This is a genomic window from Nocardia sp. NPDC050697, assembly GCF_040654395.1.
Lineage (GTDB): Bacteria > Actinomycetota > Actinomycetes > Mycobacteriales > Mycobacteriaceae > Nocardia.
In genome coordinates, this window is record NZ_JBFAHY010000010.1 from 161,577 (window position 1) to 184,085 (window position 22,509).

The following is a 22,509-nucleotide window of genomic DNA, read 5'->3' on the forward strand; positions in this document are numbered from 1 at the left end:
CCAGTTTGGGCAAGAGTCTATGTGCCACGCCAAAATTCATGTGGTTTAGCACACGTCCAGCTACCGGCCTCCATGTAGCGCAGCTAACGGCCCGAGGTGATTACGCCTGCGAAATACGAGCTGGCAGGGTGGTGGGTTTCCATGCCGGCCTTTGGCTTTCATAGGCCCCGATCCGGGCTTCTTGGCGGAGTGTGAGTCCGATATCGTCCAGACCCTCCAGGAGACGCCAGCGAGTGTAGTCGTCAATGTCGAACGGCAACACGACGGTTCCTGCCGTCACGGTGCGTGCCCGCAGGTCTACAACCAATTCCATCCCGGGCTGTTCCTCGAGCAACTTCCAGAGCATTTCGACATCATTCTGTGACATCTGCGCGGCCACCAAGCCGCCCTTACCGGCATTCCCACGGAAGATGTCGGCGAAACGCGACGAGATCACCGTTCGAAAGCCGTAGTCCGACAGCGCCCACACCGCGTGCTCACGGGACGACCCGGTGCCGAAATCGGGACCGGCCACCAAGACGCTGCCCCGATCATAGGGCGCGGTGTTGAGAATGAAGTCCGGATCGGTCCGCCAGGCCGCGAAGAGCCCGTCCTCGAATCCGGTGCGGGTGACGCGCTTGAGGTAAACCGCCGGAATGATCTGATCGGTGTCGATGTTGGAGCGGCGCAGCGGTACGCCGATGCCCTTGTGCACGGTGAACGGTTCCATGGAAATTCCTCCGGGTGGGGTTCGGGTGGTCGTCAGTCCAGATCCGCGGGTGAGGAGAGCGTTCCGCGCACCGCCGTGGCGGCGGCGACGAGCGGCGAGACCAGATGGGTCCGGCCGCCCTTGCCCTGCCTGCCCTCGAAGTTGCGATTCGAGGTCGAGGCGCAGCGCTGACCGGGCTCCAGCTGATCGGGATTCATGCCGAGGCACATCGAGCAGCCCGCCTGCCGCCATTCCGCGCCGGCGGCGGTGAAGATATCCCCGAGGCCCTCCTGCTCGGCCTGCGCGCGCACCCGCATACTTCCCGGCACCACCAGCATGCGCACGCCGTCGGCGACGCGCCTGCCCCGCAAGATATCGGCGACCGCGCGCAGATCCTCGATCCGGCCGTTGGTGCAGGAGCCGACGAAAACGGTGTCGACGGTGACATCGCGCAGCGGGGTGCCCGGAATCAGATCCATGTAGCGCAGCGCCTTGGTGGCCGATTCGCGCTCGGACTCGTCGGCGATGGCGGCCGGGTCCGGCACCGTCTCGCCGAGCGGCAGCCCCTGGCCCGGGTTGGTGCCCCAGGTGACGAAGGGGGTCAGCGCGGCGCCGTCGATGTGCACCTCGGCGTCGAAGACCGCGCCCTCGTCGGTCTTCAGCTCCTCCCAGGCGGCCACCGCCGCATCCCAGTCGGCGCCCCGCGGCGCGTGCGGGCGGCCCTTCAGGAATTCGTAGGTGGTCTCGTCCGGGGCGATCATGCCCGCCCGCGCGCCCGCCTCGATCGACATATTGCAGATCGTCATGCGCGCCTCCATGGACATGGCGCGGATCGCCTCGCCCCGGTACTCCAGCACGTAGCCCTGGCCGCCGCCGGTGCCGATCTTCGCGATCACGGCGAGGATCAGGTCCTTGCTCGTGACGCCGGCGGGCAGCGCGCCGTCCACGGTGATGGCCATGGTCTTGAACGGGCGCAGCGAGAGCGTCTGGGTGGCGAGCACGTGCTCCACCTCGCTGGTGCCGATGCCCATGGCGATCGCGCCGAAGGCGCCGTGCGTGGAGGTGTGGCTGTCGCCGCAGACCACCGTCATGCCCGGCTGGGTGAGGCCGAGCTGCGGGCCGACCACGTGCACGATGCCCTGGTCCAGGTCGCCCATCGGGTGCAGCCGGATGCCGAACTCCGCGCAGTTGTGGCGCAGCGTCTCCACCTGGGTGCGGGAGACCGGGTCGGCGATCGGCCGGTCGATGTCGGCCGTCGGCACATTGTGGTCCTCGGTCGCGATGGTGAGGTCCGGCCTGCGCACCGGGCGCCCCGCCGCGCGCAGCCCGTCGAAGGCCTGCGGGCTGGTCACCTCGTGCACCAGGTGCAGGTCGATATAGATGAGGTCGGGCTCGCGGCTCGCGCCCTCGCCCTCCCCGCGCGCGACGATATGCTGCTCCCACACCTTCTCGGCCAGTGTGCGTGGACGATCGGCCATTCTTGGATCACCTTCCGTACCGGGGGCTGGTGGATTCGTTTTGAATCCCAGAATACGAGACGTTAGTATCGTTCTATGAGACAGCATAGCGGCATCGGGGTCCTGGACAAAGCCGTGACGGTGTTGTACGCGGTGGCCGAGGAGCCGTGCGGGCTGAACGAGCTCTGCGCCCGCACCGGGCTGCCGAGGGCGACCGCGCACCGCTTGGCCGTCGGCCTCGAGGTGCACCGGCTGCTCGCCAGGGACAACCACGGCCGCTGGCGGCCGGGCCCGGCGCTGGCCGAGCTGGCCGTCGGGGCGACCGACCCGCTGCTGGAGGCGGCCGGGGCGGTGCTGCCCCGGCTGCGTGAGATCACCGGCGAGAGCGTGCAGCTCTATGCCAGGGACGGCCACTCCCGGGTCTGCGTGGCGGCGCTGGAGCCGCCGGTGGGGCTGCGGGACACCGTTCCGGTCGGCTCCCGGCTACCGCTGACCGCCGGGTCGGCGGCGAAGGTGCTGCTGGCCTGGGCCGACCCCGAATTACAGCGCGACCTGCTCGCCGAGGCGGTCTTCGGCGAGCGCGCGCTGGCCGAGGTGCGCAGGCGCGGCTGGGCGCAGAGCGCGGCCGAGCGGGCGGCGGGCGTGGCGAGCGTCTCGGCGCCGGTGCGCGACGTCTCCGGCGCCGTGGTGGCGGCGATCTCGGTCTCCGGCCCGATCGACCGGATGGGCCGCAGGCCGGGCGCGCGCTGGGCCGCCGACCTGGTGGCGGCGGCGGAGGCGCTGCAGAAGCGGCTCTGACCCGGCTGCAACGCGTTCTAGAGTGGCGGCATGGGAGTCAACCAACGCACGCAGATCGTGATGTCCGAGGCGGAGATCACCCGCTTCCTGGAGACCAGCCGGGTCGCCACCTTCGCCACGCTGGGCAAGGAGGGGGTGCCGCACCTCACCGCGATGTGGTACGCCCTGCTCGACGGCGAGGTGTGGTTCGAGACCAAGGCGAAGTCGCAGAAGGCGGTGAACCTGCGCCGCGATCCGCGGGTGACCTGCCTGGTGGAGGCCGGTGACACCTACGACCAGCTGCGCGGGGTCTCGATCGAGGGCCGTGCCGAGGTGGTGGACGATCCGGAGCGGCTCTTCGCGGTCGGGGTGAGCGTCTGGGAGCGCTACACCGGCCCGTACACCGAGGACATGCGGCCGCTGGTCGAGCAGATGCTGCACAAGCGGATCGCGGTGCGGGTGGTGCCGGAGCGGGTGCGCTCCTGGGACCACCGCAAGCTCGGGATGCCCGCCATGCCGCTGGGCGGGAGCACCCTGGGCGAGCCGTCCTGACGAAACGCGCGAGGCCCCCGATCCAGGCGGATCGGGGGCCTCGCATTTGTAGCCCCGACGGGATTCGAACCCGCGCTACCGCCTTGAGAGGGCGGCGTCCTAGGCCGCTAGACGACGGGGCCAGGACTTTCTTTTCACTTGTTTCGCTTCCCTTCCGGGAGGCGGTTGCCAGCTTAGCTGGCGGGAGCCCCGCAACCAAATCGCCGGGTTCCGAACGCTTTTGGCGATCGGCTCTCCGCTGGGGTACCAGGACTCGAACCTAGAATGGCTGAACCAGAATCAGCTGTGTTGCCAATTACACCATACCCCAATGACCAGGCGACCCCGACCTCGCTTCCGGCGTGAATCGAGGTGGCGTTTCCGGCCGGGAAGAAGAGTACCAAAGAGGTCGGGGTCAACTACAAATCGCCTGGTCAGGGCCCTGTTTTACGCCTCGGGGCGCCATTCCAGCGCAACCCGCAGCCGGGCCAGCGAGAGTTCCCGCCCGAGCAGCTCCATCGACTCGTACAGCGGCGGGCTGATGTGCGACCCGGTGATCGCCACCCGCACCGGCGCGAATGCCTTCCTCGGTTTCAACTCCAGTTCTTCGATCAATGCGACGCGCAGCGCCTCCTCGATCGCGGCGGTGCTCCATTCCGGCAGCGCCTCGAGCGCCGCGAGCGCGGCCCGCAGTACCGGCTCGGCGGGTTCGCCGAGATTCTTCGCGCCCGCCGCGGGGTCGATCGTGAACTCGCCGGCCGGGGCGAAGAGGAATCGCAGCAGCCCCCACGCGTCGTCCAGAACCACGATCCGGGTCTGTACCAACTCGGCGGCCGCCGCGAAGACCTTCTCGTCGATTTCCGCGCCGATCCGGCCCTGCCCGGTCAGGAACTCCCGGAGCCGGTGGGCGAAATCTCCGGCTTCCAGCAAACGGACGTGTTCCGCGTTGATCGCGTCGGCCTTCTTCTGGTCGAAACGGGCCGGGTTGGAATTCACCGAGGAAATGTCGAACGCCTCGACCATCTCCGTCATGGAGAACACGTCGCGGTCGTCGGCGAGGCCCCAACCGAGCAGCGCGAGGTAATTCAGCAAACCTTCGGGAACAAAGCCGCGATCGCGGTGGGCGAACAGGTTGGACTCCGGATCCCGCTTCGACAACTTCTTGTTGCCCGGCCCCATCACGAAGGGCAGGTGACCGAACTCGGGGGTGAACTCGGCGACCCCGATCCGGCGCAGCGCGGCATAGAGCGCGAGCTGCCGCGGGGTGGAGGAGAGCAGGTCCTCGCCGCGCAGCACGTGGGTGATCCGCATGAGCGCGTCGTCGACCGGGTTGACCAGCGTGTACAGCGGATCGCCGGACCCGCGGGTGAGCGCGAAATCGGGCACCGTCCCGGCCTTGAAGACGGTCTCGCCGCGCACCAGATCGTGCCAGCCGAGATCCTCGTCCGGCATCCGCAGCCGGACCACCGCGGGCCGCCCCTCGGCCTTGTAGGCGGCGATCTGCTCAGCCGTGAGATCCCGGTCGAGATTGTCGTAACCGAGCTTCGGATCGCGCCCAGCGGCCCGGTGCCGAGCCTCGACTTCGTCCGGCGTGGAGAAGGATTCGTATGCCTCACCGGCCGCCAGCAACCTCTGCACGACGTCCAGATGCAGCCCCCGGCGCAGGGATTGGCGGTACGGCTCGTAGGGCCCGCCGACCTCGGGGCCCTCGTCCCAGGTGAGGCCGAGCCAGCGCAGCGCGTCCAGGATCGCGCGGTACGAATCCTCGGTGTCGCGGGCCGCGTCGGTGTCCTCGATCCGGAAGACGAAGGTGCCGCCGTGGTGCCGGGCGAACGCCCAGTTGAACAGCGCGGTGCGCACCAACCCCACGTGCGGGGTCCCGGTGGGCGACGGGCAGAAGCGGACCCGAACTTCGGTCATGGCTCTCTTTCAGCGTTTGGTGGCAACGGGATTGGTCAGCGTACCGATCCCCTCGACGGTCACCGAGACGTTCTGGCCCGCCTGCACCGGGCCGACGCCCTCGGGGGTGCCGGTGAGCAGCACATCGCCGGGGAGCAGCGTCATCACGGTACTGACGAACTCGATCAGCGTCGGAATGTCGTGCAGCAGCAGCGATGTGCGGCTGCGCTGGCGCACCTCGCCGTCGAGCTCGGTGACGAGCTCCAGATCGCCCGGGTCCAGCTCGGTCTCGATCCAGGGCCCGAGCGGGCAGAAGGTGTCGTACCCCTTGCCCCTGGTCCACTGCCCGTCCGCCTGCTGCTGATCGCGCGCGGTGACATCGTTGGCGACGGTGTAGCCGAGGATCACGTCGCGCGCCTTGGCGGCCGGCACGTCCTTGCACGGGCGGCCGATCACCACCGCCAGCTCGCCCTCGTAGTCCACCCGGGAAGAGCTGGGCGGCAAGATGATCGGGGCGTTCGGGCCGACGATCGCGGTGTTCGGCTTGAGGAAGATGACCGGCGACTCCGGCGCCTCGCCGCCCATCTCCGCGGCGTGCGCGGCGTAGTTCTTGCCCACGCACACCACCTTGCTCGCCAGGATCGGCGCCAGCAGCCGCACGTCGGCGACCGGCCAGCTCCGGCCGGTGTAGGTCGGGCTGCCGAACGGGTGCTCGGCGATCTCCCTGGCGACACTCTCGGATCCCTCGCCCTCGATACGGGCGAAGGCGACTCCGTCGGGACTGGCTACTCGACCTAGGCGCATGGCCGCAGTCTATCGACCCGGCGCCACCTGCTCGAACACGCCCGACCGAGCGGTCCGCTCCGGCGCGGTGTACCGTGAGGCTCGCGTTCAGTTTATGAGATATGAATCCCGATATATGGGAATGCGAGGTAGTCATGGTGGCGGTGACGGCGGCGGTCGGCGAACGGCGGCGCTGGGCCATGCTCGGGCTCGGGGTGTTCGCACAGGCTTCGAGCGCGGTCTTCATCCACGGCGTGCCGTTCCTGCTCCCCGCGCTCACCGACGGCGGGATGGCGCTGCCCACCGCGGGGCTGCTGGTCGCCATGCCCACCGTCGGGCTGGTCTGCACGCTGATCGCCTGGGGCTGGGTGGTGGATCGGATCGGTGAGCGCAAGGTGCTCGTCGCCGGGCCGCTGATCACCGCGGCTGCCGGCGGTGCCGCCGCGCTCACCGCGCACCCGATCGCGCTCGGCGCCTTGCTCTTCCTGGGCGGGGCGGGCGCGGCGAGCACCAACGGCGCGAGCGGGCGGGTGATCGTCGGCTGGTTCCCGCCGCACCGGCGCGGGCTGGCCATGGGGATCAGGCAGACCGCGCAGCCGCTCGGGGTCGGGATCGGCGCGCTGGCGATTCCCGCGGTGGCGGCGCAGCACGGGGTGCCCGCGGCGGTGCTCGTCCCCGCGGTCATGGCCGCGCTGGCGGCGGTGGCGTGCGCGCTCGGCATCATCGATCCGCCGCGGCCGCAGCGCTCGGCGGCCGATCCGGGGCTGCTCGCCAACCCCTACCGCGGCGACGGCACGCTGTGGCGGGTGCACGCCACCTCGGTGCTGCTGGTGGTGCCGCAGGGCACGCTGTGGACCTTCGCGCTGCTCTGGCTGCACCGGGACGCGGGCTGGTCGGTGCCGGCGGCGGGGCTGCTGGTGACCGTCACCCAGGTGCTCGGTGCCTTCGGCCGGATCGGCGCGGGCGCCTGGTCGGATCGGGTGGGCAGCAGGCTCGGGCCGCTGCGCACGGTGGCGATCGCCGCCGTCGTCTCGATGGCCGCGCTGGCGCTGGCCGCCTGGACCGAGTGGTGGTGGGTGGCGATCCCGCTGCTCGTCGCGGCGTCGGTGATCACCGTGTCGGACAACGGGTTGGCCTTCACCGCGGTCGCCGAGATCGCCGGGCCGTACTGGAGCGGGCGCGGGCTCGGGGTACAGAACACCGGCCAGAACCTGGCCATGGCGGCGGTGCCGCCGGTCTTCGGCGCCGTCATCGACGCCGCCGGCTTCCCCGCGGTCTTCATCGCCGCCGCCGTCATCGCCACGGTCGCGGTCCCCCTGGTCCCCCGCGACCGGCCTCGCCCGGTCGCCTCCACGCCCTGAGGGTCTACGAGCCCGGCCCGGCCCGGTGGGTCCCGGCCCGGTGGGTCCCGGCCCGGTGGGTCCCGGCCGGGTGGGTCCCGGCCCGCCGGACCGAAACCCCGCGACGTCGCCCCGCCGCGGGGCGACCGGGGTTGCGGGGCGGAGCCCCGCGAAAACAACCGGTGCCCCACCCGAACCCGGGCGGGGCACCAGCCGTGAAACCCTAGACCGCGGCAGCGATCCGATCCCCGACCTCGACGGTCGAGGCCGAACCGGAGCGCCCCGCCAGATCCTTCGCCACCGCCGCCTCGATCCGCCCCGCCTGCTCGGTGTGCCCGAGGTGCGTGAGCAGCAGCGCGACCGAGAGAATGGCGGCGGTCGGATCCGCCTTACTCTGCCCGGCGATATCCGGCGCACTCCCGTGCACCGGCTCGAACATGCTGGGGTTGGCGCCGGAGGCGTCGATATTGCCGCTCGCCGCCAGCCCGATGCCGCCGCTCACCGCGGCGGCCAGGTCGGTGATGATGTCGCCGAACAGGTTGTCGGTGACGATCACGTCGAAGCGGCCCGGGTCGTTCACCATGTGGATGGTGGCGGCGTCGATGTGCTGGTACGCCGTGGTGACGTCCGGGAACTCGGCCCCGACCCCGGCCACCGTGCGCTGCCAGAGCGACCCGGCGAAGGTGAGCACATTGGTCTTGTGCACCAGCGTGAGGTGCTTGCGCCGCGCCCGCGCCTTGGCGTAGGCGTAGCGCACCACGCGCTCGATGCCGAAGCGGGTATTGGTGCTCACCTCGGTCGCCACCTCGTGCGGGGTCTCGACCCGGATGGCGCCGCCGGTCCCGGTGTACGGCCCCTCGGTGCCCTCGCGGACCACGACGAAGTCGATCTCCGGCACCCCGGCCAGCGGGCTGCCCACCCCCGGGTACAGCTTCGACGGCCGCAGGTTCACGTGGTGGTCCAGCGCGAACCGGGTGCGCAGCAGCAGCCCGCGCTCCAGGACGCCGCTCGGCACCGACGGGTCGCCGATGGCGCCGAGCAGGATGGCGTCGTGCTGCTTCAGCTCGGGCAGCACCGAGTCCGGCAGGATCTCGCCGGTGGCGTGGTAGCGCTTGGCGCCCAGGTCGTACTCGGTGCGCTCGACACCGGGCAGCACCGTGTCCAGCACCTTGAGCGCCTCGGCGACGACCTCGGGGCCGATTCCGTCACCGGGGATGACAGCAAGCTTCATGGTTGCTCCGTTGCTTTCCGGGCCGCTCAGGACAGGTCGATCTGCGCGATCTTGGTGGCCCCGACCGCCTCCGCGATGGCGCCCTGCACCTCGGCCGGGACCTCCTGGCCGACGCGCAGCAGCACCGTCGCGCCGTCCTTGTCCGCGTCCTGGGTGAGCTGCGCGGCCAGGATGTCGATCCCGGCCTCGCCGAGCAGGGTGCCGATCTTGCCGAGCGCGCCCGGCCGGTCGTCGTAGTTGAGGACGGCCAGGTTCAGCCCCTCGGCGCGCAGGTCGTAGTTGCGCCCGTTGATGTTGACGATCTTCTGCACCTGCTGCGGCTCGGTCAGCGTGCCGGCGACGTTAAGCGTCCGGCCGTCGCCGAACACCGCGCGCAGGTCGACCAGGCTGCGGTGGCTCGGGCTCTCCGACACCGTGGTCACCTCGGCGCTGATCCCGCGGTCCTGGGCGAGCGCGGGCGCGTTCACGAAGGTCACCTGGTCCTCGATGAGCGCGGAGAAGATGCCGCGCAGCGCCGCCAGCTGCAGCACCGCGACCTCCTGGGCGGCCAGCTCACCGCGCACCTGGATCTCCAGGCTCACCGGCAGCTCGTCCGAGAGCCCGCCGAGCAGCGCGCCCTGCTTGCGCACGATCTCCAGCCACGGCGCCACCTCGTCGGCGACCGCGCCGCCGGTGACGTTCACCGCGCCCGGCACGAACTCGCCCGCCAGCGCCAGCAGCACCGACTTGGCGACATCGGTGCCCGCCCGGTCCTGCGCCTCGGTGGTGGAGGCGCCCAGGTGCGGGGTCACCACGACCTGCGGCAGCTCGAAGAGCGGGCTGTCGGTGCACGGCTCGGTCTCGAAGACGTCGAGCCCGGCCGCGCGCACGTGGCCCGACCGGATGGCCTCGGCCAGCGCCACCTCGTCCACCAGCCCGCCGCGCGCCGCGTTCACGATGATCACGCCCGGCTTGGTCTTGGCGATCGCCTCGCGGCCGATGATGCCCTTGGTCTCCGGCGTCTTCGGCAGGTGCACGGAGATCAGGTCGGCCCGCTCCAGCAGCTCGTCCAGCGGCAGCAGCTCGATGCCGAGCTGCGCCGCCTTGGCCGGCGACACGTAGGGGTCGTACGCCACGATCTTCGTCTCGAAGGCGGCCAGCCGGGCGGCGAACAGCTGCCCGATCCGGCCCAGCCCGACCACGCCGACCGTCTTGCCGAAGATCTCCACGCCGTTGAACTTGCTGCGCTTCCAGGTGTGCTCACGCAGCGTCGCATCGGCCTGCGGCACCTGCCTGGCGGCCGCGAGCAGCAGCGTGACGGCGTGCTCGGCCGCGGTGTGGATGTTCGAGGTGGGCGCGTTCACCACCAGGACGCCGCGCTCGGTGGCGGCCGGAACCTCGACATTGTCCAGCCCGACCCCGGCCCGCGCCACGATCTTCAGCCGCTTGCCCGCGTCGAGCACCTCGGCGTCGACGGTGGTGGCGGAGCGCACCAGCAGCGCGTCGGCCTCCGGCACCGCGGCCAGCAGGGCCGGACGGTCCGGGCCGTCCACCCAGCGGACCTCGACACCGTCACCGAGCGCGTCGACGGTCGACTGGGCGAGCTTGTCGGCGATCAGGACAACAGGACGGCCAGCTTGGCTCACGGTGGGTTACTCCTGGGGAAGGGGGTTGGTTGCCACCGAGCAGCTTAGTAGCCCCTGGTCCGCCCCCGTTGGCCCACCCTTCGCCCCCGGGTGCGGACACAGCAGCGGCCCCGTACCGAAACCGGTACGGGGCCGCTGCGAAGTCCGATCGAGGATCAGGCGACGACGCGCACGTCCTGCGCCTGCGGGCCCTTCTGGCCCTGCCCGATCTCGAACTCCACCCGCTGGCCCTCATCGAGGGAGCGGAAGCCGCTGCCGCTCACAGCCGAGTAATGCACGAAGACGTCGGGGCCCCCGCCGTCCTGTGCGATGAAGCCGAAGCCCTTCTCGCTGTTGAACCACTTCACAATGCCTTGAGCCATTTCATTCTTCCCTGTAGACGAGCCAGGAAACTTCTGTTGCTACTCCTGGTCTCGTCCTCCACCTTGCCAGGTGTGGGGGGATTCCTCCACCTGGAAAGAGGGGTGGGGGTGTGAGGAAGGTGACGTCTTGTAGGGCGTTTTCCGGTGTGTGACCGGGGAACCGACCCCGCGCGGCCGATGTGAAGCTGGCTGTCCGGGTCATCCCTGAGAATTTCTCAGGATTCGTGCCGCGAGTGCGTCGATATGTTCGATCATGGTGTCCGGTTCAAGTGCCAGATCCAGCGCGTGGCAATAGATCGTTATCCCGCAATTCCGGATCGGGTGCACGCTCTCCGGCTCGTGACCCCTGGCGTAGACGAGGTGACCCTGCCGAAGTCCGAGCACAGAGCAGTAGGCCAGCATCTGATAGATGTCCGCCTCGGGGTAGGTTCGATTCCGGCCGCCGCCCTGCTCCACCTTGTACTTGGCGTCGATCACCGCGACCGGCGTCCCGGCGGCGTCGTAGCACACCAGATCGGGCCGCAAACGGATCGTGGAGTTCGTCGTCAGGAGGTGCTGGTCCTGCGTCGCGACCCGGAACCCGCGCGGCGCGACGGCCGCCCGGAGCGCGCCGGTCACGAAGTCCTCATAGATGCGCCACATGTCGAAGAGGAACGCCCGGACCGTGAGCGTCCCTTCGCCGAGCGCGAACGAGCCGCCGTCGAGAATCACCAGCGAGAGGCGCAGCACGTCGTGGTAGGTCCGGTTTGCGCGATCGAGCACGAGAGGCGGCCGCGGTTCGCTGCGCGACAGAATTCGCACATCCTGGAGCGATTGCGCGATCTTCCGCAGCTTTCGCAGGGTGGCGACCGGCAGTTCGGGAAGGCCCTGCAGCAGCCGCGTCGCCGCGAGCAGGATCTGGTTCTCCGCCGTGTCCACCGTGTATTCGTCGCGTTCGATGTGGATCGGCACCGCGACGCCGAACTGCCGGGTGGCTTGTTCCCGGACGCGCATTCGACCCGAGGGAATAGCGGACACCGTCGTTTCGGTTCGATACCGCCGCAGCGGCCCGCTGGCGAGCGCCCGGGAAGCGAGCTGCACGAAGGACTCGGCGAACGCGGTGGAGAACCCGGCGACGGCCTCCAGCCGGACGAACTCCGGCCGCCACACATCGCCGCCGGTGTGGTAGCCGAGAAGGAATGGAATCCTCCGCAATTCGGTCACCTTGGGATGGAGCACCAATTGCAGATTCCCGAGCCGGATCGCGCCGACCTTGCCTCTCGGGTCGAGCCGGTACCGACCGGAGAACAGGGGCGTGACGGCGATGGAATCGAGGGCTCGAATCGCTTCGTACTGCGGCCGGGTGAGGTCGACCTCGATGTCCTCGTGTTCGATCAGGTCGACCGATCTCACTCGGTGTCGCCCCAGTCACCGAGTGTCGTGCTCATGCGGCTCTCGATCTCGGAGAGCGCGTAGCGCGCGTCCACGTCGACGTCGGGTTCGTTGAGGTGGTAGTCCTCGAGCAGCGGGATGATCCTGGTCTGCCAGGTGATCTCCATCTTGTGCCTGGACTGCGCGGCCGGCCCCATGAGATACGAGGGCCCGAGCTTGAAGTCGTCGTCGTCGATCGAGCTGTTGAGCACGTCCAGGAGTTCGGCGATCACCCCGGAGTGGCCCTCCTTCTCGAGCCATTTCCGGAGTAGCTCGCTCGTCGGTTCGCGGTTCGGATGCAGGTGCACGAAGGAGAAGCGCCGGCGCATGGCGGTGTCCAGCGAGGCCACCGAGCGGTCAGCGCGGTTCATCGTGCCGATCACGAGGATGTTCTCCGGCAGTCGGAAGGGCATTCGCTGGCCGGAGTACATGAGCTGGATGGTCTCGTCCCGGTACTCCAGCAAGTAGTACAACTCGCCGAAGATCTTCGAGAGATTGCCGCGGTTGATCTCGTCGATGACGAGCGCGTGCAGCCGATCCGGTTCCCGCTGCGCTTGCTCGGCGACCTGCCGCAGGGGGCCGTGGTGCAGTTCGTAGGTGATCTGGCCGCCTTCGGTCGAGGCCGGGCGCAAACCCTCGAAGAAGTCCTCGTAGGAGTAGGTCGGGTGGAACTGCACCACGGTCACCCTATCCCCGCACAGGTGCTCGGCGAGTTTACGTGCCAGGTACGTCTTACCGGTGCCCGGCGGCCCGTAGAAGATGAGCTGAGGCCGGTCTCGCAGCAGATCGATGCAACGCTGCAACCACTCGACCGGCATCAGCAATTCCTCCGCCAGTTCCGCTGTCGCCGGCGCGAACTTCTCCGCCACCGGCGCGGCCGCCTCGGGATCGGACCCGCTGCCCTCCACCCAGCCGAGCCCCAGTTTTCGATTGAAGATGCGCACGAGTTCGACGGCGTCCGCGCGGCTCAGTTGAATAGACTGGCTGCTCTTCGGATTCGACTGCCGACCCTCGGAGCCGAACGTCGAGAGGTGCACCAGCGGCTCGCCGTTCTCGTCGTCGATCACCTGCCACTGACAGGTGACCGCGTTCTCCGGCTTGTGCGCGGTCACCCGCTGCGTGCCCTCCACGATCCTGCGAATACGGGCCATCGCCTGCCACTCCCTCCGGTCCGGTGCGCAGATGCAAGCGTATCCACCCGGTATGAACGGGCGTGCTCCGATCAGTGCGCGAGTTCGGACCAGGAGATTTCCATCGGGAAGGGAAAGGAGGTACGGATTCCGTTCGCGTCGGCGACGGTCCACCCATCGATGACGAGATAGTTGAGAAGATCTCGCCCACGAGCAAGACGTCGTCGGCGCGCACCCGGCGACCGAGGCATTCCGCGCTGCGATACACGGCGAAATCAGAAGCCGGGCAATTGAATTCACCAACGACAGAGATCAAGAGGCTTCCGGACACCGGCCGCACTCCCATCGGGGGTCGAGCGCGTGAGTACGCGGACAGGCCGCTCAGTGCGGCACGTCGATTTCGCCGCTGGCCGCGACCCGCCACTTGACCGCCCACGGTGCGCGGCGATGCTCCTCGGGCAGAGCCGCAACGGCTGCGACGACTTCCGCCGATGCCTGTTCGGTCAGTCCGAGTGTGCGCAGCACTCGGGCACGCTGGAGGCCGTAGAAACCCGGCGTGTACCAGTAACCCGCCGTCGGCGGCGCCTCGTCCGCCGCGGCGGCCTGCGCGTGGTCGGCGTCGGTCAGCGCCGCTTCAGCGGCACGGCACTCCCCGGTGAGAGCCAGCATGCGGGCGCGTTGGAATCGTTCGTAGACGCCGAGCAAGGGGTGCGTCACCGGGCACGGCTACGGCCGCCGCGCTCAGCGCGTCGGCGGCGCCGTAGTTCGCGCTCTCCGCCTCCACGTAGGCACGGAAGCTCAGCGCGTGGGTCAGCCGGTCCGGTTCGCCACACTCCTCGGCGAGCTTCAGTGCGGTGCGCAAGCTGCGCCGGGCCGCCGGGTCGGCACCCGCGGCGTGTTCGAGCCAACCACGGAATTGGCTGACTGCGGACGCGAGCCGGGCAGCGGGGGCCGCGATGGACTCGCGGCTCTCCCCGGCGAACTGCTCCGACATCTCCGCCATGCCGCGCACCACGGGCAGGACGGCCACCGAGCTCACACGATCCTCCAGGCGGCGAGTCGCGGCCAGCATGTCGGCCACGTCGTCCAGCGCCAAGGCGTCCACGTGCCGAGGGCTGGCCGTGGCCGATGCGAGCCTCCCCACATCGGTCCCGAGGGCACACTCGTACGCGGCCACGATCTCCGGACACCCACCGCCTCCCGGCGGTGCGCAGCGCCTTGCCGGATTGCATCGCGTCCCCTCCACGCTTCAGCGGCGAACACCAGCTAACAGCGTAGGGATTCCGGACCTGAGGGCGGACGCATAGCGTCGATTTCGGCCCCGCCACCGGGCAGGTTCGGCGCCCGGAAGCCCGCCGACCGTGAGGCCCGGTAACGGCCCGGGAGCGGGTGCTCATCAATCGAAACGACAGGGGGTGTCGGGCTGTGGGGTTCGGGACATCGAAGGCGGAGACGGCCGTACTGTCCGTGCTCGCGCCGGGCGGGATGCTGACCGCCGCACAAATTCAGCGAGACGCCCAGCTGACCGGCTGGGGCGCGCGCCGCGCGATCGGGCAGCTGGAGTCGCGCGGGCTGATCGTGGCCGCGCGGTACTCGGCACGGTGGTCGATCACCCCGCGTGGGCTGGCGAGAACACGGGGTGATCGGTGATCGGCGACGGCTGAACCACCGTGGGCGTGGCCGTGGCTGTTGGCCTGCCGCTGGCAGTACTGATCGTCGCCTCGGTGGGGCCGTTGGAATAGAGGTCGCCGCCCGCGGGCAGGCGGTCGCCGCTGGCACCCACCGAAGCATCGTGGCGGCCATCATCGAGGATTCTGACCTTCGCCGGACATTCGTTGGCAGAACGGGGCGGTCTTCAACCCGGACAGTCGAGGCGCAGAGCCCGGTCTCTGCCGCTCAGTAGGCGAGCTCGGACCACGGTATGTCGATGGGGAAAGGGAAGGCGATACTGACACCGTGCTCATCGGCGGCGGTCCACTCCCCGACGACACGGTAACTCGCTGGACGGAGAGGGCGAACGCCGTCAGGAAGATGACCGTGCCCGGTCTCGAGAGCGTAGGCACGAATGGTGGCGATGACGCTTTCCGTGCGGGCCAGCGTCACTTCCCAATACCAGGGAATGCCCGCGCCGGCATAGCGATCCCGTTTCGCCTCCATGTCGGCCTGGGTGTTGGACGGCGACAGGACTTCACCGATCAGCAGTGTATCAGCTGCGCGGACGTCCTCGTACGAGGAGCCGAGGCACCGGAAGACCAGGAAGTCGGGGGTCAGGAAGTCGGATTTGCCTGCGCTGCCGAGGAATACGTTGGTCTCGATGTCCACCTGCCAGCAGGTTTCCGGATCGTCGGCCATGCTCTTACGGGCGCAGCGTTCGAGTGCATTCCGCGTTCGAACGGTGAAGCGCTGATGTTCGCTCGGACCTCGGCGCACCCAGACCACCCGACCCTCCCAGAGCTCGATCTGGTCGGCGATCTCGTCAGGCAGTTGTTCGAGCTCCTCCCAGGTCATGAACTCGGGGAGGTCCGGGCGCTCGGTGTCCGGCACGGTCATGACACCAATCGTAAGTCGAGGCGAGCGGTCACCACCCCTTCTCCGCCGCCACCACCTCTCCGGACGCAATCGCATCAACCAACCGCTGATGATCAACGATCGTCTGATCCGCGTACGCCAGCGCGAACCGCCCCATAGCCCGATCGAACACATCCGAACTACCGAGGTAAGCGGCGATCGCAACCCGATCACCGGACCGAGCGTGGGCGCGCGCCAGGGTGCGGCCGCACAAAGCGCCGTAGGCGCGAAGGACGCCGGGCGTCATGGTGTCCACATCCGCCGACCCCTTCATGTCCCGCAACTGCCGCCAGTAGAAGAACCGCCCGGCGGGGCCGGTGCACCAGCCGAGGAAGATGTCCGCGGTGGACTGGATGACCCGCTGACCGTGCACCACCCGGTGCCCCTGGTGCTCGTACCGGCTCGGCTCCAGGTGCTCCGCGAGCACCGACTGTTCGGCCTCCTTCACCTGGAGGAAGAGCGGATCGCCGGTGTCGCGGTCGGCGAGCAGGACGATGAAGCAGCGGGTGCCGACGCTGCCGACGCCGACGACCTTGCGCGCGGCGTCCACCACCCGGTACCGGTCGAGCAGCACCTGCCGCTCCTCGGGGAGCGATTCGCGGTAGGCGCTGAAGACGGCGGTGACGGCGTCGGCGTCGATCTGCTCGATGGGGACGAGCAGGGGTGGGCGGTGGCGGATGCGGGGGCCGTCGGGGCCCGGCTCGGTGAGTTTGCCGACGGCTTGCAGGGTGGTGCGGGCGCGGGCGGCGTCGAGGGTGTGCGCGACGCGGCGGCGGGCGGGTTTGCGGACGAGCTCCAGGCCGGTTTCGGCGTCGGTGCGCAGGTACCAGAGGGAGAGGCCGTCCATGGTGGCGTACTCGCGCATGGCGTTGCGGTAGGCGGCGGCGGCGGTTTCGGCGATGCGGAGGGCGCAGGCGTCGTCGAAGCCGTTGGCGCGGGCGGCTACGGCGAGCCCGGCCACGAGGCGTTTGACATCCCACTCGAAGGGGCCGGAGAGGGTTTCGTCGAAGTCGTTGAGGTCGAAGACGAGGGCGCGCTCGGGGGAGGCGAAGAGGCCGAAGTTGACGGGGTGCGCGTCGCCGCAGAGCTGCACGGTGAGGCCGGTGTGCTCGCTCGCGGACAGGTCGGCGGCCATGACGGCGGGGGCGCCGCGCAGGAACGGGAACATGCCGCTGACCATGCGGGCATAGCGGATGGGGACCAGCTCGGGCACGCGGGTGGCGGCCTGGCGCTCGAGAATGGCGATCGGGTCGGTGCGGCCGGGGGCGGGCGACCACTCCCCCAGTGCCGAGCGCGGGACGCGGCGGCGCAGCCGCTTGGGGGCCGAGCGACCATTCGGGGCCACGGACGTGGTGGGCACAGCCGATGTCGTCATCGGGCCAGTGTCCGCCTGTCGAGACGGCACCGCAAGGGTTGAGCAAACAGCGGGCTACCACTGATCGCGGTGCGGCGGCGCCCGGTACCGGTCAATCGGGGTTACCTCATACGAAGGGATGAAACTCTCCCCGAAGCGGGGAACACCCCTGGCTTTTGCGGGGCAGGCGGAGCAGGGTGGGAGGAGCAATCCTTCCCCGCCGGAGCGAAAGGAACCACCGTGTTCGCCACATCCTCACCCCGCAAGGCGCTGATCCGCCTGGCCGTCGCAGGCGCGCTCGCCGCGGCGCCGGTGATCGCGCTCGCCGCGCCAGCGGCCGCCGACTCGGCCGCAGGGCCGGTCGTCACCGAAGTCCGCCACCACCGCAACGATCCGTGGCGCGACCCGTTCGCACGCAACCCCTTCCAGCAGTGCAACTGGTGGGACCAGAACGCTCCCTGGTGGGAGCGGTGCGACTACAACCCCTGGAACAACAACAACCCGTGGAACAACCCCTGGCAGCGGCCGTTCGCCAATAATTTCGGGCCCGGCACGTTCGGCAGCAGCTGATCGGCCGCGGCCGGGGGCGGGGCTCCGGCGCGGACGACGACACAGGGCCCGGTCGCCGCAGCGACCGGGCCCTGTGCGTAGGAAAAATCAGGCGGTCTCGGTGATCGGCCGGTCGACCCAGCTCATCAGCCCGCGCAGCTTGGCGCCGGTGACCTCGATCGGGTGCTCGGCGTTCTGCTTGCGCAGCCCCTCGAGCTCCTTGTTGCCGCCCTCGACATTGGCGACGAGGCGCTTGACGAAGGTGCCGTCCTGGATGTCCTTGAGGATGTCCTGCATCCGCTTCTTGGTGTCGGCGTCGATCACCCGCGGGCCGGAGAGGTAGCCACCGAACTCGGCGGTGTCGGAGACCGAGTAGTTCATCCGCGCGATGCCGCCCTCGTACATGAGGTCGACGATCAGCTTCAGCTCGTGCAGCACCTCGAAGTAGGCCATCTCCGGCGCGTAGCCGGCCTCGACCATGACCTCGAAACCGGTCTTGACCAGCTCCTCGGTGCCGCCGCAGAGCACGGCCTGCTCACCGAAGAGATCGGTCTCGGTCTCCTCCTTGAACGTGGTCTTGATGACGCCGGCCCGCGCGCCGCCGATGGCGGCGGCGTAGGAGAGCGCCAGCGCCTGGCCCTCGCCCTTCGGGTCCTGGTCGACGGCGATGAGCGCGGGCACGCCCTTGCCGTCGACGAACTGGCGGCGCACCAGGTGGCCGGGGCCCTTGGGGGCGACCATGGCGACGGTGATGAAGGCCGGGGCCTTGATCAGCCCGAAGTGGATGTTCAGGCCGTGGCCGAAGAACAGCGCGTCGCCGTCCTTGAGGTTCGGCTCGATGTCGTTGGTGAAGATCGACGCCTGCGCGGTGTCGGGGGCGAGCACCATGATGACGTCGGCCCACTCCGACACCTCGGCGGGGGTGCCGACGGTGAGCCCGGCCTCCTCGGCCTTCGGCCGCGACTTCGAGCCCTCGGCGAGCCCGACCCGGACATCGACGCCGGAGTCGCGCAGGCTCAGCGAGTGCGCGTGGCCCTGGCTGCCGTACCCGATGACCGCGACCTTCCGGCCCTGGATGATCGAGAGATCGGCGTCGTCGTCGTAGAACAGTTCGACTGCCACTGTGGTTTCGTCCCTTCTGAAACGGTGAGTCCCCGCGCGGCGGGGAACGATTGTGAACTAGCGGGTCGCGGTGATGGACTTCGGACCGCGCCCGAGCGCGACCACACCGGACTGCACGATCTCGCGGATGCCGTACGGCTCCAGCATGCGCAGCAGCGCGTCGAGCTTGGACCTGGTCCCGGTCGCCTCCACGGTCAGCGCGTCCGGCGAGACGTCGATGACCTTGGCGCGGAACAGCGTGACCGCCTCGATCACCTGGGTCCGCACGCTGGCATCGGCGCGCACCTTCACCAGGATCAGTTCGCGGGCCACCGAGGCATCGGGGTCCTGCTCCACGATCTTGATGACGTTCACCAGCTTGTTGAGCTGCTTGGTGACCTGCTCGAGCGGCAGGTCCTCGACGGTGACGACGATCGTCATCCGGGAGATCTCCGGCACCTCGGTGGCGCCGACGGCGAGCGACTCGATATTGAAGCCGCGCCGGGAGAACAGGCTCGCGACCCGCGCGAGCACGCCCGGCTTGTCCTCGACCAGAACGCTCAGCGTGTGGGTGGTGCTCACTGTTCCTGTCCGTTCTGGCCGTGGGTCAGCGCCTCGTGGATCACGGCGGGCTCGGCGGCCTGCTCGTCCTCGTCGAAGAGCGGGCGGATCCCGCGGGCCGCCATGATCTCGTCGTTGCTGGTGCCCGCGGCGACCATCGGCCAGACCTGGGCGTCCTTGCCGACGATGAAATCGATCACCACCGGCCGGTCGTTGATGGACTGCGCCTCGCGGATCGCGGCCTCCACGTCCTCTTCCCGCTCCACCCGGATGCCGTGGCAGCCGAGCGCCTCGGCCAGCTTGACGAAGTCCGGGATGCGCAGGGTGTGCGTGCCGAGGTCGGTATTGGAGTAGCGCTCCTGGTAGAAGAGCGTCTGCCACTGCCTGACCATGCCGAGGTTGCCGTTGTTGATCAGCGCGACCTTGATCGGCACGCCCTCCACCGCGCAGGTGGCGAGCTCCTGGTTGGTCATCTGGAAGCAGCCGTCGCCGTCGACCGCCCAGACCTCCTTCTCCGGCGCGCCCATCTTGGCGCCCATGGCCGCCGGGACGGCGTAGCCCATGGTGCCGAGGCCACCGGAGTTCAGCCAGGTGCGCGGCTTCTCGTACTTGATGAACTGCGCGGCCCACATCTGGTGCTGGCCGACGCCGGCGCAGTAGATCGCGTCCGGCCCGGCGAGCTTGCCGAGGGCGTCGATGACGAACTCGGGGGCGAGCGAGCCGTCGCTCGGCGGGGTCCAGCCCAGCGGGTAGTTGTCGCGGATGCCGCCCAGGTAGGTCCACCACTCGGCGAGGTCGAGCAGCGGGGTGCCGGCGGCGGCCGGGTCGGCCTTGAGCGTCTCGATCAGCTCGGCGATCACCTCGCGGCAGTCACCGACGATCGGCACGTCGGCGTGGCGGTTCTTGCCGATCTCGGCCGGGTCGATGTCGGCGTGGATGACCTTGGCGTTCGGCGCGAAGGAGTCGAGCTGGCCGGTGACCCGGTCGTCGAAGCGGGCGCCGAGCACGATCAGCAGGTCCGACTTCTGCAGCGCGGCCACCGCCCCGACGGTGCCGTGCATGCCGGGCATCCCCATGTTCAGGGTGTGCGAGTCCGGGAAGGCGCCGCGCGCCATCAGCGTGGTGACCACCGGGATGCCGGTCAGCTCGGCCAGCTCCAGCAGCTTGTCCGAGGCCTCGGCCTTGATCACGCCGCCGCCGACGTAGAGCGTCGGGCGCTTGGCCTCCAGGATCATCCTGGCCGCCTCGCGCACCTGCTTGCCGTGCGGCTTGGTGACCGGGCGGTACCCGGGCAGCCGCAGCTCCGGCGGCCAGGTGAAGGTGGTCTGCGCCTGCAGCACGTCCTTCGGGATGTCGACCAGCACCGCGCCGGGGCGGCCGGAGGCGGCCAGGTAGAACGCCTCGGCCATGATCCGGGGGATGTCGACGCCGTCGGTGATCAGGAAGTTGTGCTTGGTCACCGGCATGGTGATGCCGGAGATGTCGGCCTCCTGGAAGGCGTCGGTGCCGATCAGCCCGCGCCCGACCTGGCCGGTGATGGCGACGATCGGCACCGAGTCCATCTGGGCGTCGGCGATCGGGGTCACCAGGTTGGTGGCGCCGGGGCCGGAGGTCGCCATACAGACGCCGACCTTGCCGGTGGCCTGGGCGTAGCCGGTGGCGGCGTGGCCCGCGCCCTGCTCGTGCCTGACCAGCACGTGCCGCACCCGGGTGGAGTCGAAGAGCGGGTCGTAGACGGGAAGGATCGCGCCGCCGGGAATGCCGAATACCGTGTCGACCTCAAGCTCCTCGAGCGACCGCACGACGGACTGCGCGCCGGTGACCCGCTCGGGCGGGAGCTGGCGACGCGTCGTCGCGGCTGCAGTCGCGACGGGGGTCTGCGAAGTGGCCGAAGGCGCAGGCTTGCGGGCCGAGGGCCCGGGCCTGGCGGTAGGTGCGCTCACCGTCTTTCCTCACTGCTTGTGGTCTTGAACCCCGAACACAAAAAAGCCCCCGATCAGCATGGCTGTTCGAGGGTGGCGCGTCGCAACGCGAGCTGTCGTAATCGACTAGGAAGTCGTGCTCAACGCTGGACGCGCCGGCCGAGTACGAGAAGCTCGATTGGATTCACGCCTTCGACGTTAAGCGCGCGTGAACCGTCGAGTCAAACAGCCGACCCTCGCGGTCCCATTATGTGGGAGCACAGTGGTTGCTCGAGTCCGCTCGGCCGAATGCGAGGATGGGGGGGTGTCATCACCGCATCAGTCCGTGCCACCACCTGCATCGTCCCACATCGCCGCGGCGGGATCCGCCACGGGTGGGCGCTGGCGGCGGATCGCGGCGGTCGCGGTGCCGGTGCTCTACCTGGTGTTCCTCGCGGTGGCGTTCGCGCTGGACTGGCCGCAGTGGCTGCGCTGGGGGGTGATCCCTCTGATCGGGGTGCTGAGCTGGCTGCTCTGGCCGCGCTCGCCGCACGGCGTCGAGCCGGGGGTCCGAGTGATCCGGGTGCCGCAGCTGGCCTACATCGGCGTGCTCGTGCTCACGTTCTGCGTCTTCTTCGCCTTCGTCGGCTGGCCCGCCGGGCTCTGGTGGCTGCTGCTGCTCCCGGTGCTCGTGCTGGTCTGGGTGGAACGCACCCGGACCACGGTGACGCCGGAGGGGCTGGAGCTGCGCACGGTCTTCACCTCCCGGTCGGTGGCGTGGTCGCGGGTGGCGGGGGTGCGGCTGCCGAAGCGCGGGTTCGTGCGGGCGCGGCTCACCGACGAGTCCGAGGTCAGGCTGCCCGCGGTGGGGTACGACCGGCTGCGCGAGCTGATCGCCGCCTCCGGCGGGCGGCTCCCGGATGTCTTCGCGCAGGCCGAGGAGGCGATCCGGGAGCAGTCGGCGGCCGAGCGCGCCGCGGCGGCCGACGACGCGCCCCGGGCGGAAGGCGAGTGACGCGCGCCGCGGAACAATCGCGGCGGCGCCGGCGTTGACCGCCGACAAGGCCGCGGGTAATCCCGCGACCCACAGGCGGCGCGCCGCGACCCCCGGCCGCTGACCCGCCCGGGACCCGTTCCACCAGCGTCGATCCCGGCTCCCATCGCGTCGACCCGCGCGAGTACCGTTGAGACGCCGCAGCCGCTGCCGTCGTGTTCACCCCGACCGGTTGGCCGCGGCCGCTC

At 69.6% G+C, this 22,509-nt stretch carries 22 protein-coding genes and 2 tRNA genes; 6 read left to right on the forward strand and 18 right to left on the reverse strand.

The window, feature by feature from the left end; translation table 11 throughout:
- Positions 1-100: 100 nt before the first annotated feature.
- Positions 101-709, reverse strand: a complete 609-nt coding sequence (leuD, locus tag AB0H71_RS29425; RefSeq protein ID WP_357027253.1) for a 3-isopropylmalate dehydratase small subunit — start codon at positions 707-709, stop codon at positions 101-103.
- A 32-nt stretch (positions 710-741) separates the two neighbouring features.
- Positions 742-2,166 (reverse strand): 3-isopropylmalate dehydratase large subunit, encoded by a 1,425-nt coding sequence (leuC, locus tag AB0H71_RS29430; protein ID WP_357027255.1) that lies wholly within the window; start codon positions 2,164-2,166, stop codon positions 742-744.
- A gap of 75 nt (positions 2,167-2,241) precedes the next feature.
- On the opposite strand from leuC, the gene AB0H71_RS29435 reads away from it, so the two are divergent.
- Positions 2,242-2,943 (forward strand): IclR family transcriptional regulator, encoded by a 702-nt coding sequence (locus AB0H71_RS29435; protein ID WP_357027257.1) that lies wholly within the window; start codon positions 2,242-2,244, stop codon positions 2,941-2,943.
- 30 nt (positions 2,944-2,973) lie between these two features.
- A complete protein-coding gene (locus AB0H71_RS29440) occupies positions 2,974-3,474 on the forward strand; it encodes a PPOX class F420-dependent oxidoreductase (protein ID WP_357027259.1) in 501 nt (166 codons plus the stop codon).
- A gap of 49 nt (positions 3,475-3,523) precedes the next feature.
- On the opposite strand, the gene AB0H71_RS29445 is transcribed toward AB0H71_RS29440, so the two are convergent.
- The 4 genes from AB0H71_RS29445 to AB0H71_RS29460 form a co-directional block, all read right to left on the reverse strand.
- Positions 3,524-3,596 (reverse strand) — tRNA-Glu (locus tag AB0H71_RS29445).
- A gap of 116 nt (positions 3,597-3,712) precedes the next feature.
- A tRNA-Gln gene (locus tag AB0H71_RS29450) sits at positions 3,713-3,784 on the reverse strand.
- 116 nt (positions 3,785-3,900) lie between these two features.
- Positions 3,901-5,373, reverse strand: a complete 1,473-nt coding sequence (gltX, locus tag AB0H71_RS29455; RefSeq protein WP_357027260.1) for a glutamate--tRNA ligase — start codon at positions 5,371-5,373, stop codon at positions 3,901-3,903.
- Between the two features lie 9 nt (positions 5,374-5,382).
- The gene (locus AB0H71_RS29460) at positions 5,383-6,156 is read right to left on the reverse strand and encodes a fumarylacetoacetate hydrolase family protein (RefSeq protein WP_357027262.1); all 774 of its coding nucleotides are present in this window, start codon (positions 6,154-6,156) and stop codon (positions 5,383-5,385) included.
- A gap of 134 nt (positions 6,157-6,290) precedes the next feature.
- On the opposite strand from AB0H71_RS29460, the gene AB0H71_RS29465 reads away from it, so the two are divergent.
- Positions 6,291-7,496, forward strand: a complete 1,206-nt coding sequence (locus AB0H71_RS29465) for an MFS transporter (RefSeq protein ID WP_357027264.1) — start codon at positions 6,291-6,293, stop codon at positions 7,494-7,496.
- A 202-nt stretch (positions 7,497-7,698) separates the two neighbouring features.
- Here AB0H71_RS29465 and AB0H71_RS29470 read toward each other — a convergent pair whose 3' ends face one another.
- The 7 genes from AB0H71_RS29470 to AB0H71_RS29500 all read right to left on the reverse strand — a co-directional run bounded on the left by AB0H71_RS29470 (position 7,699) and on the right by AB0H71_RS29500 (position 14,338).
- On the reverse strand, positions 7,699-8,706 hold the full coding sequence (locus tag AB0H71_RS29470; RefSeq protein WP_357027266.1) for a 3-isopropylmalate dehydrogenase: 1,008 nt from the start codon (positions 8,704-8,706) through the stop codon (positions 7,699-7,701).
- Between the two features lie 26 nt (positions 8,707-8,732).
- Positions 8,733-10,331, reverse strand: coding sequence for a phosphoglycerate dehydrogenase (serA, locus tag AB0H71_RS29475; protein WP_357027268.1), 1,599 nt, complete (start codon positions 10,329-10,331; stop codon positions 8,733-8,735).
- Between the two features lie 155 nt (positions 10,332-10,486).
- The gene (locus tag AB0H71_RS29480) at positions 10,487-10,693 is read right to left on the reverse strand and encodes a cold-shock protein (protein ID WP_011210759.1); all 207 of its coding nucleotides are present in this window, start codon (positions 10,691-10,693) and stop codon (positions 10,487-10,489) included.
- A gap of 198 nt (positions 10,694-10,891) precedes the next feature.
- Positions 10,892-12,085 (reverse strand): restriction endonuclease, encoded by a 1,194-nt coding sequence (locus AB0H71_RS29485; RefSeq protein WP_357027270.1) that lies wholly within the window; start codon positions 12,083-12,085, stop codon positions 10,892-10,894.
- Positions 12,082-13,170, reverse strand: coding sequence for an AAA family ATPase (locus AB0H71_RS29490; RefSeq protein WP_357027272.1), 1,089 nt, complete (start codon positions 13,168-13,170; stop codon positions 12,082-12,084). The genes AB0H71_RS29485 and AB0H71_RS29490 overlap by 4 nt, the downstream gene beginning before the upstream one ends.
- Before the next feature lie 444 nt (positions 13,171-13,614).
- Entirely contained in the window at positions 13,615-13,902 is a 288-nt protein-coding gene (locus AB0H71_RS29495; RefSeq protein WP_357027274.1) for a hypothetical protein, read from the reverse strand.
- Positions 13,868-14,338 carry a hypothetical protein gene (locus tag AB0H71_RS29500; RefSeq protein ID WP_357027275.1) on the reverse strand — a complete coding sequence of 157 codons (471 nt, stop codon included), beginning with the start codon at positions 14,336-14,338 and terminating at the stop codon, positions 13,868-13,870. The genes AB0H71_RS29495 and AB0H71_RS29500 overlap by 35 nt, the downstream gene beginning before the upstream one ends.
- 320 nt (positions 14,339-14,658) lie before the next feature.
- Between AB0H71_RS29500 and AB0H71_RS29505 the strand changes: the two genes are divergently transcribed.
- Positions 14,659-14,883 carry a hypothetical protein gene (locus tag AB0H71_RS29505; RefSeq protein WP_357027277.1) on the forward strand — a complete coding sequence of 75 codons (225 nt, stop codon included), beginning with the start codon at positions 14,659-14,661 and terminating at the stop codon, positions 14,881-14,883.
- Positions 14,884-15,129: 246 nt separating this feature from the next.
- On the opposite strand, the gene AB0H71_RS29510 is transcribed toward AB0H71_RS29505, so the two are convergent.
- Together AB0H71_RS29510 and AB0H71_RS29515 are read right to left on the reverse strand one after the other, a co-directional pair.
- A complete protein-coding gene (locus AB0H71_RS29510) occupies positions 15,130-15,783 on the reverse strand; it encodes a Uma2 family endonuclease (RefSeq protein ID WP_357027279.1) in 654 nt (217 codons plus the stop codon).
- 28 nt (positions 15,784-15,811) lie between these two features.
- Positions 15,812-17,176, reverse strand: a complete 1,365-nt coding sequence (locus AB0H71_RS29515) for a DUF2252 domain-containing protein (protein ID WP_357027281.1) — start codon at positions 17,174-17,176, stop codon at positions 15,812-15,814.
- Positions 17,177-17,395: 219 nt separating this feature from the next.
- Between AB0H71_RS29515 and AB0H71_RS29520 the strand changes: the two genes are divergently transcribed.
- Positions 17,396-17,725 carry a hypothetical protein gene (locus AB0H71_RS29520; RefSeq protein ID WP_357027283.1) on the forward strand — a complete coding sequence of 110 codons (330 nt, stop codon included), beginning with the start codon at positions 17,396-17,398 and terminating at the stop codon, positions 17,723-17,725.
- Positions 17,726-17,812: 87 nt separating this feature from the next.
- Here the strand turns inward: AB0H71_RS29520 and ilvC are convergent, their stop codons facing one another.
- The 3 genes from ilvC to AB0H71_RS29535 are packed head-to-tail and all read right to left on the reverse strand — an operon-like array spanning position 17,813 to position 21,309.
- Positions 17,813-18,826, reverse strand: a complete 1,014-nt coding sequence (gene ilvC / locus AB0H71_RS29525; RefSeq protein ID WP_357027285.1) for a ketol-acid reductoisomerase — start codon at positions 18,824-18,826, stop codon at positions 17,813-17,815.
- A 57-nt stretch (positions 18,827-18,883) separates the two neighbouring features.
- Positions 18,884-19,387: an acetolactate synthase small subunit gene (gene ilvN / locus AB0H71_RS29530; protein WP_233019828.1), complete on the reverse strand. Its 504-nt coding sequence runs from the start codon at positions 19,385-19,387 to the stop codon at positions 18,884-18,886.
- A complete protein-coding gene (locus tag AB0H71_RS29535; RefSeq protein ID WP_357027288.1) occupies positions 19,384-21,309 on the reverse strand; it encodes an acetolactate synthase large subunit in 1,926 nt (641 codons plus the stop codon). Before AB0H71_RS29535 ends, ilvN begins: the two co-directional genes overlap by 4 nt.
- A 283-nt stretch (positions 21,310-21,592) precedes the next feature.
- Here AB0H71_RS29535 and AB0H71_RS29540 point away from each other — a divergent pair, with 283 nt between their 5' ends.
- On the forward strand, positions 21,593-22,282 hold the full coding sequence (locus tag AB0H71_RS29540) for a PH domain-containing protein (RefSeq protein WP_357027290.1): 690 nt from the start codon (positions 21,593-21,595) through the stop codon (positions 22,280-22,282).
- Positions 22,283-22,509: the final 227 nt, after the last annotated feature.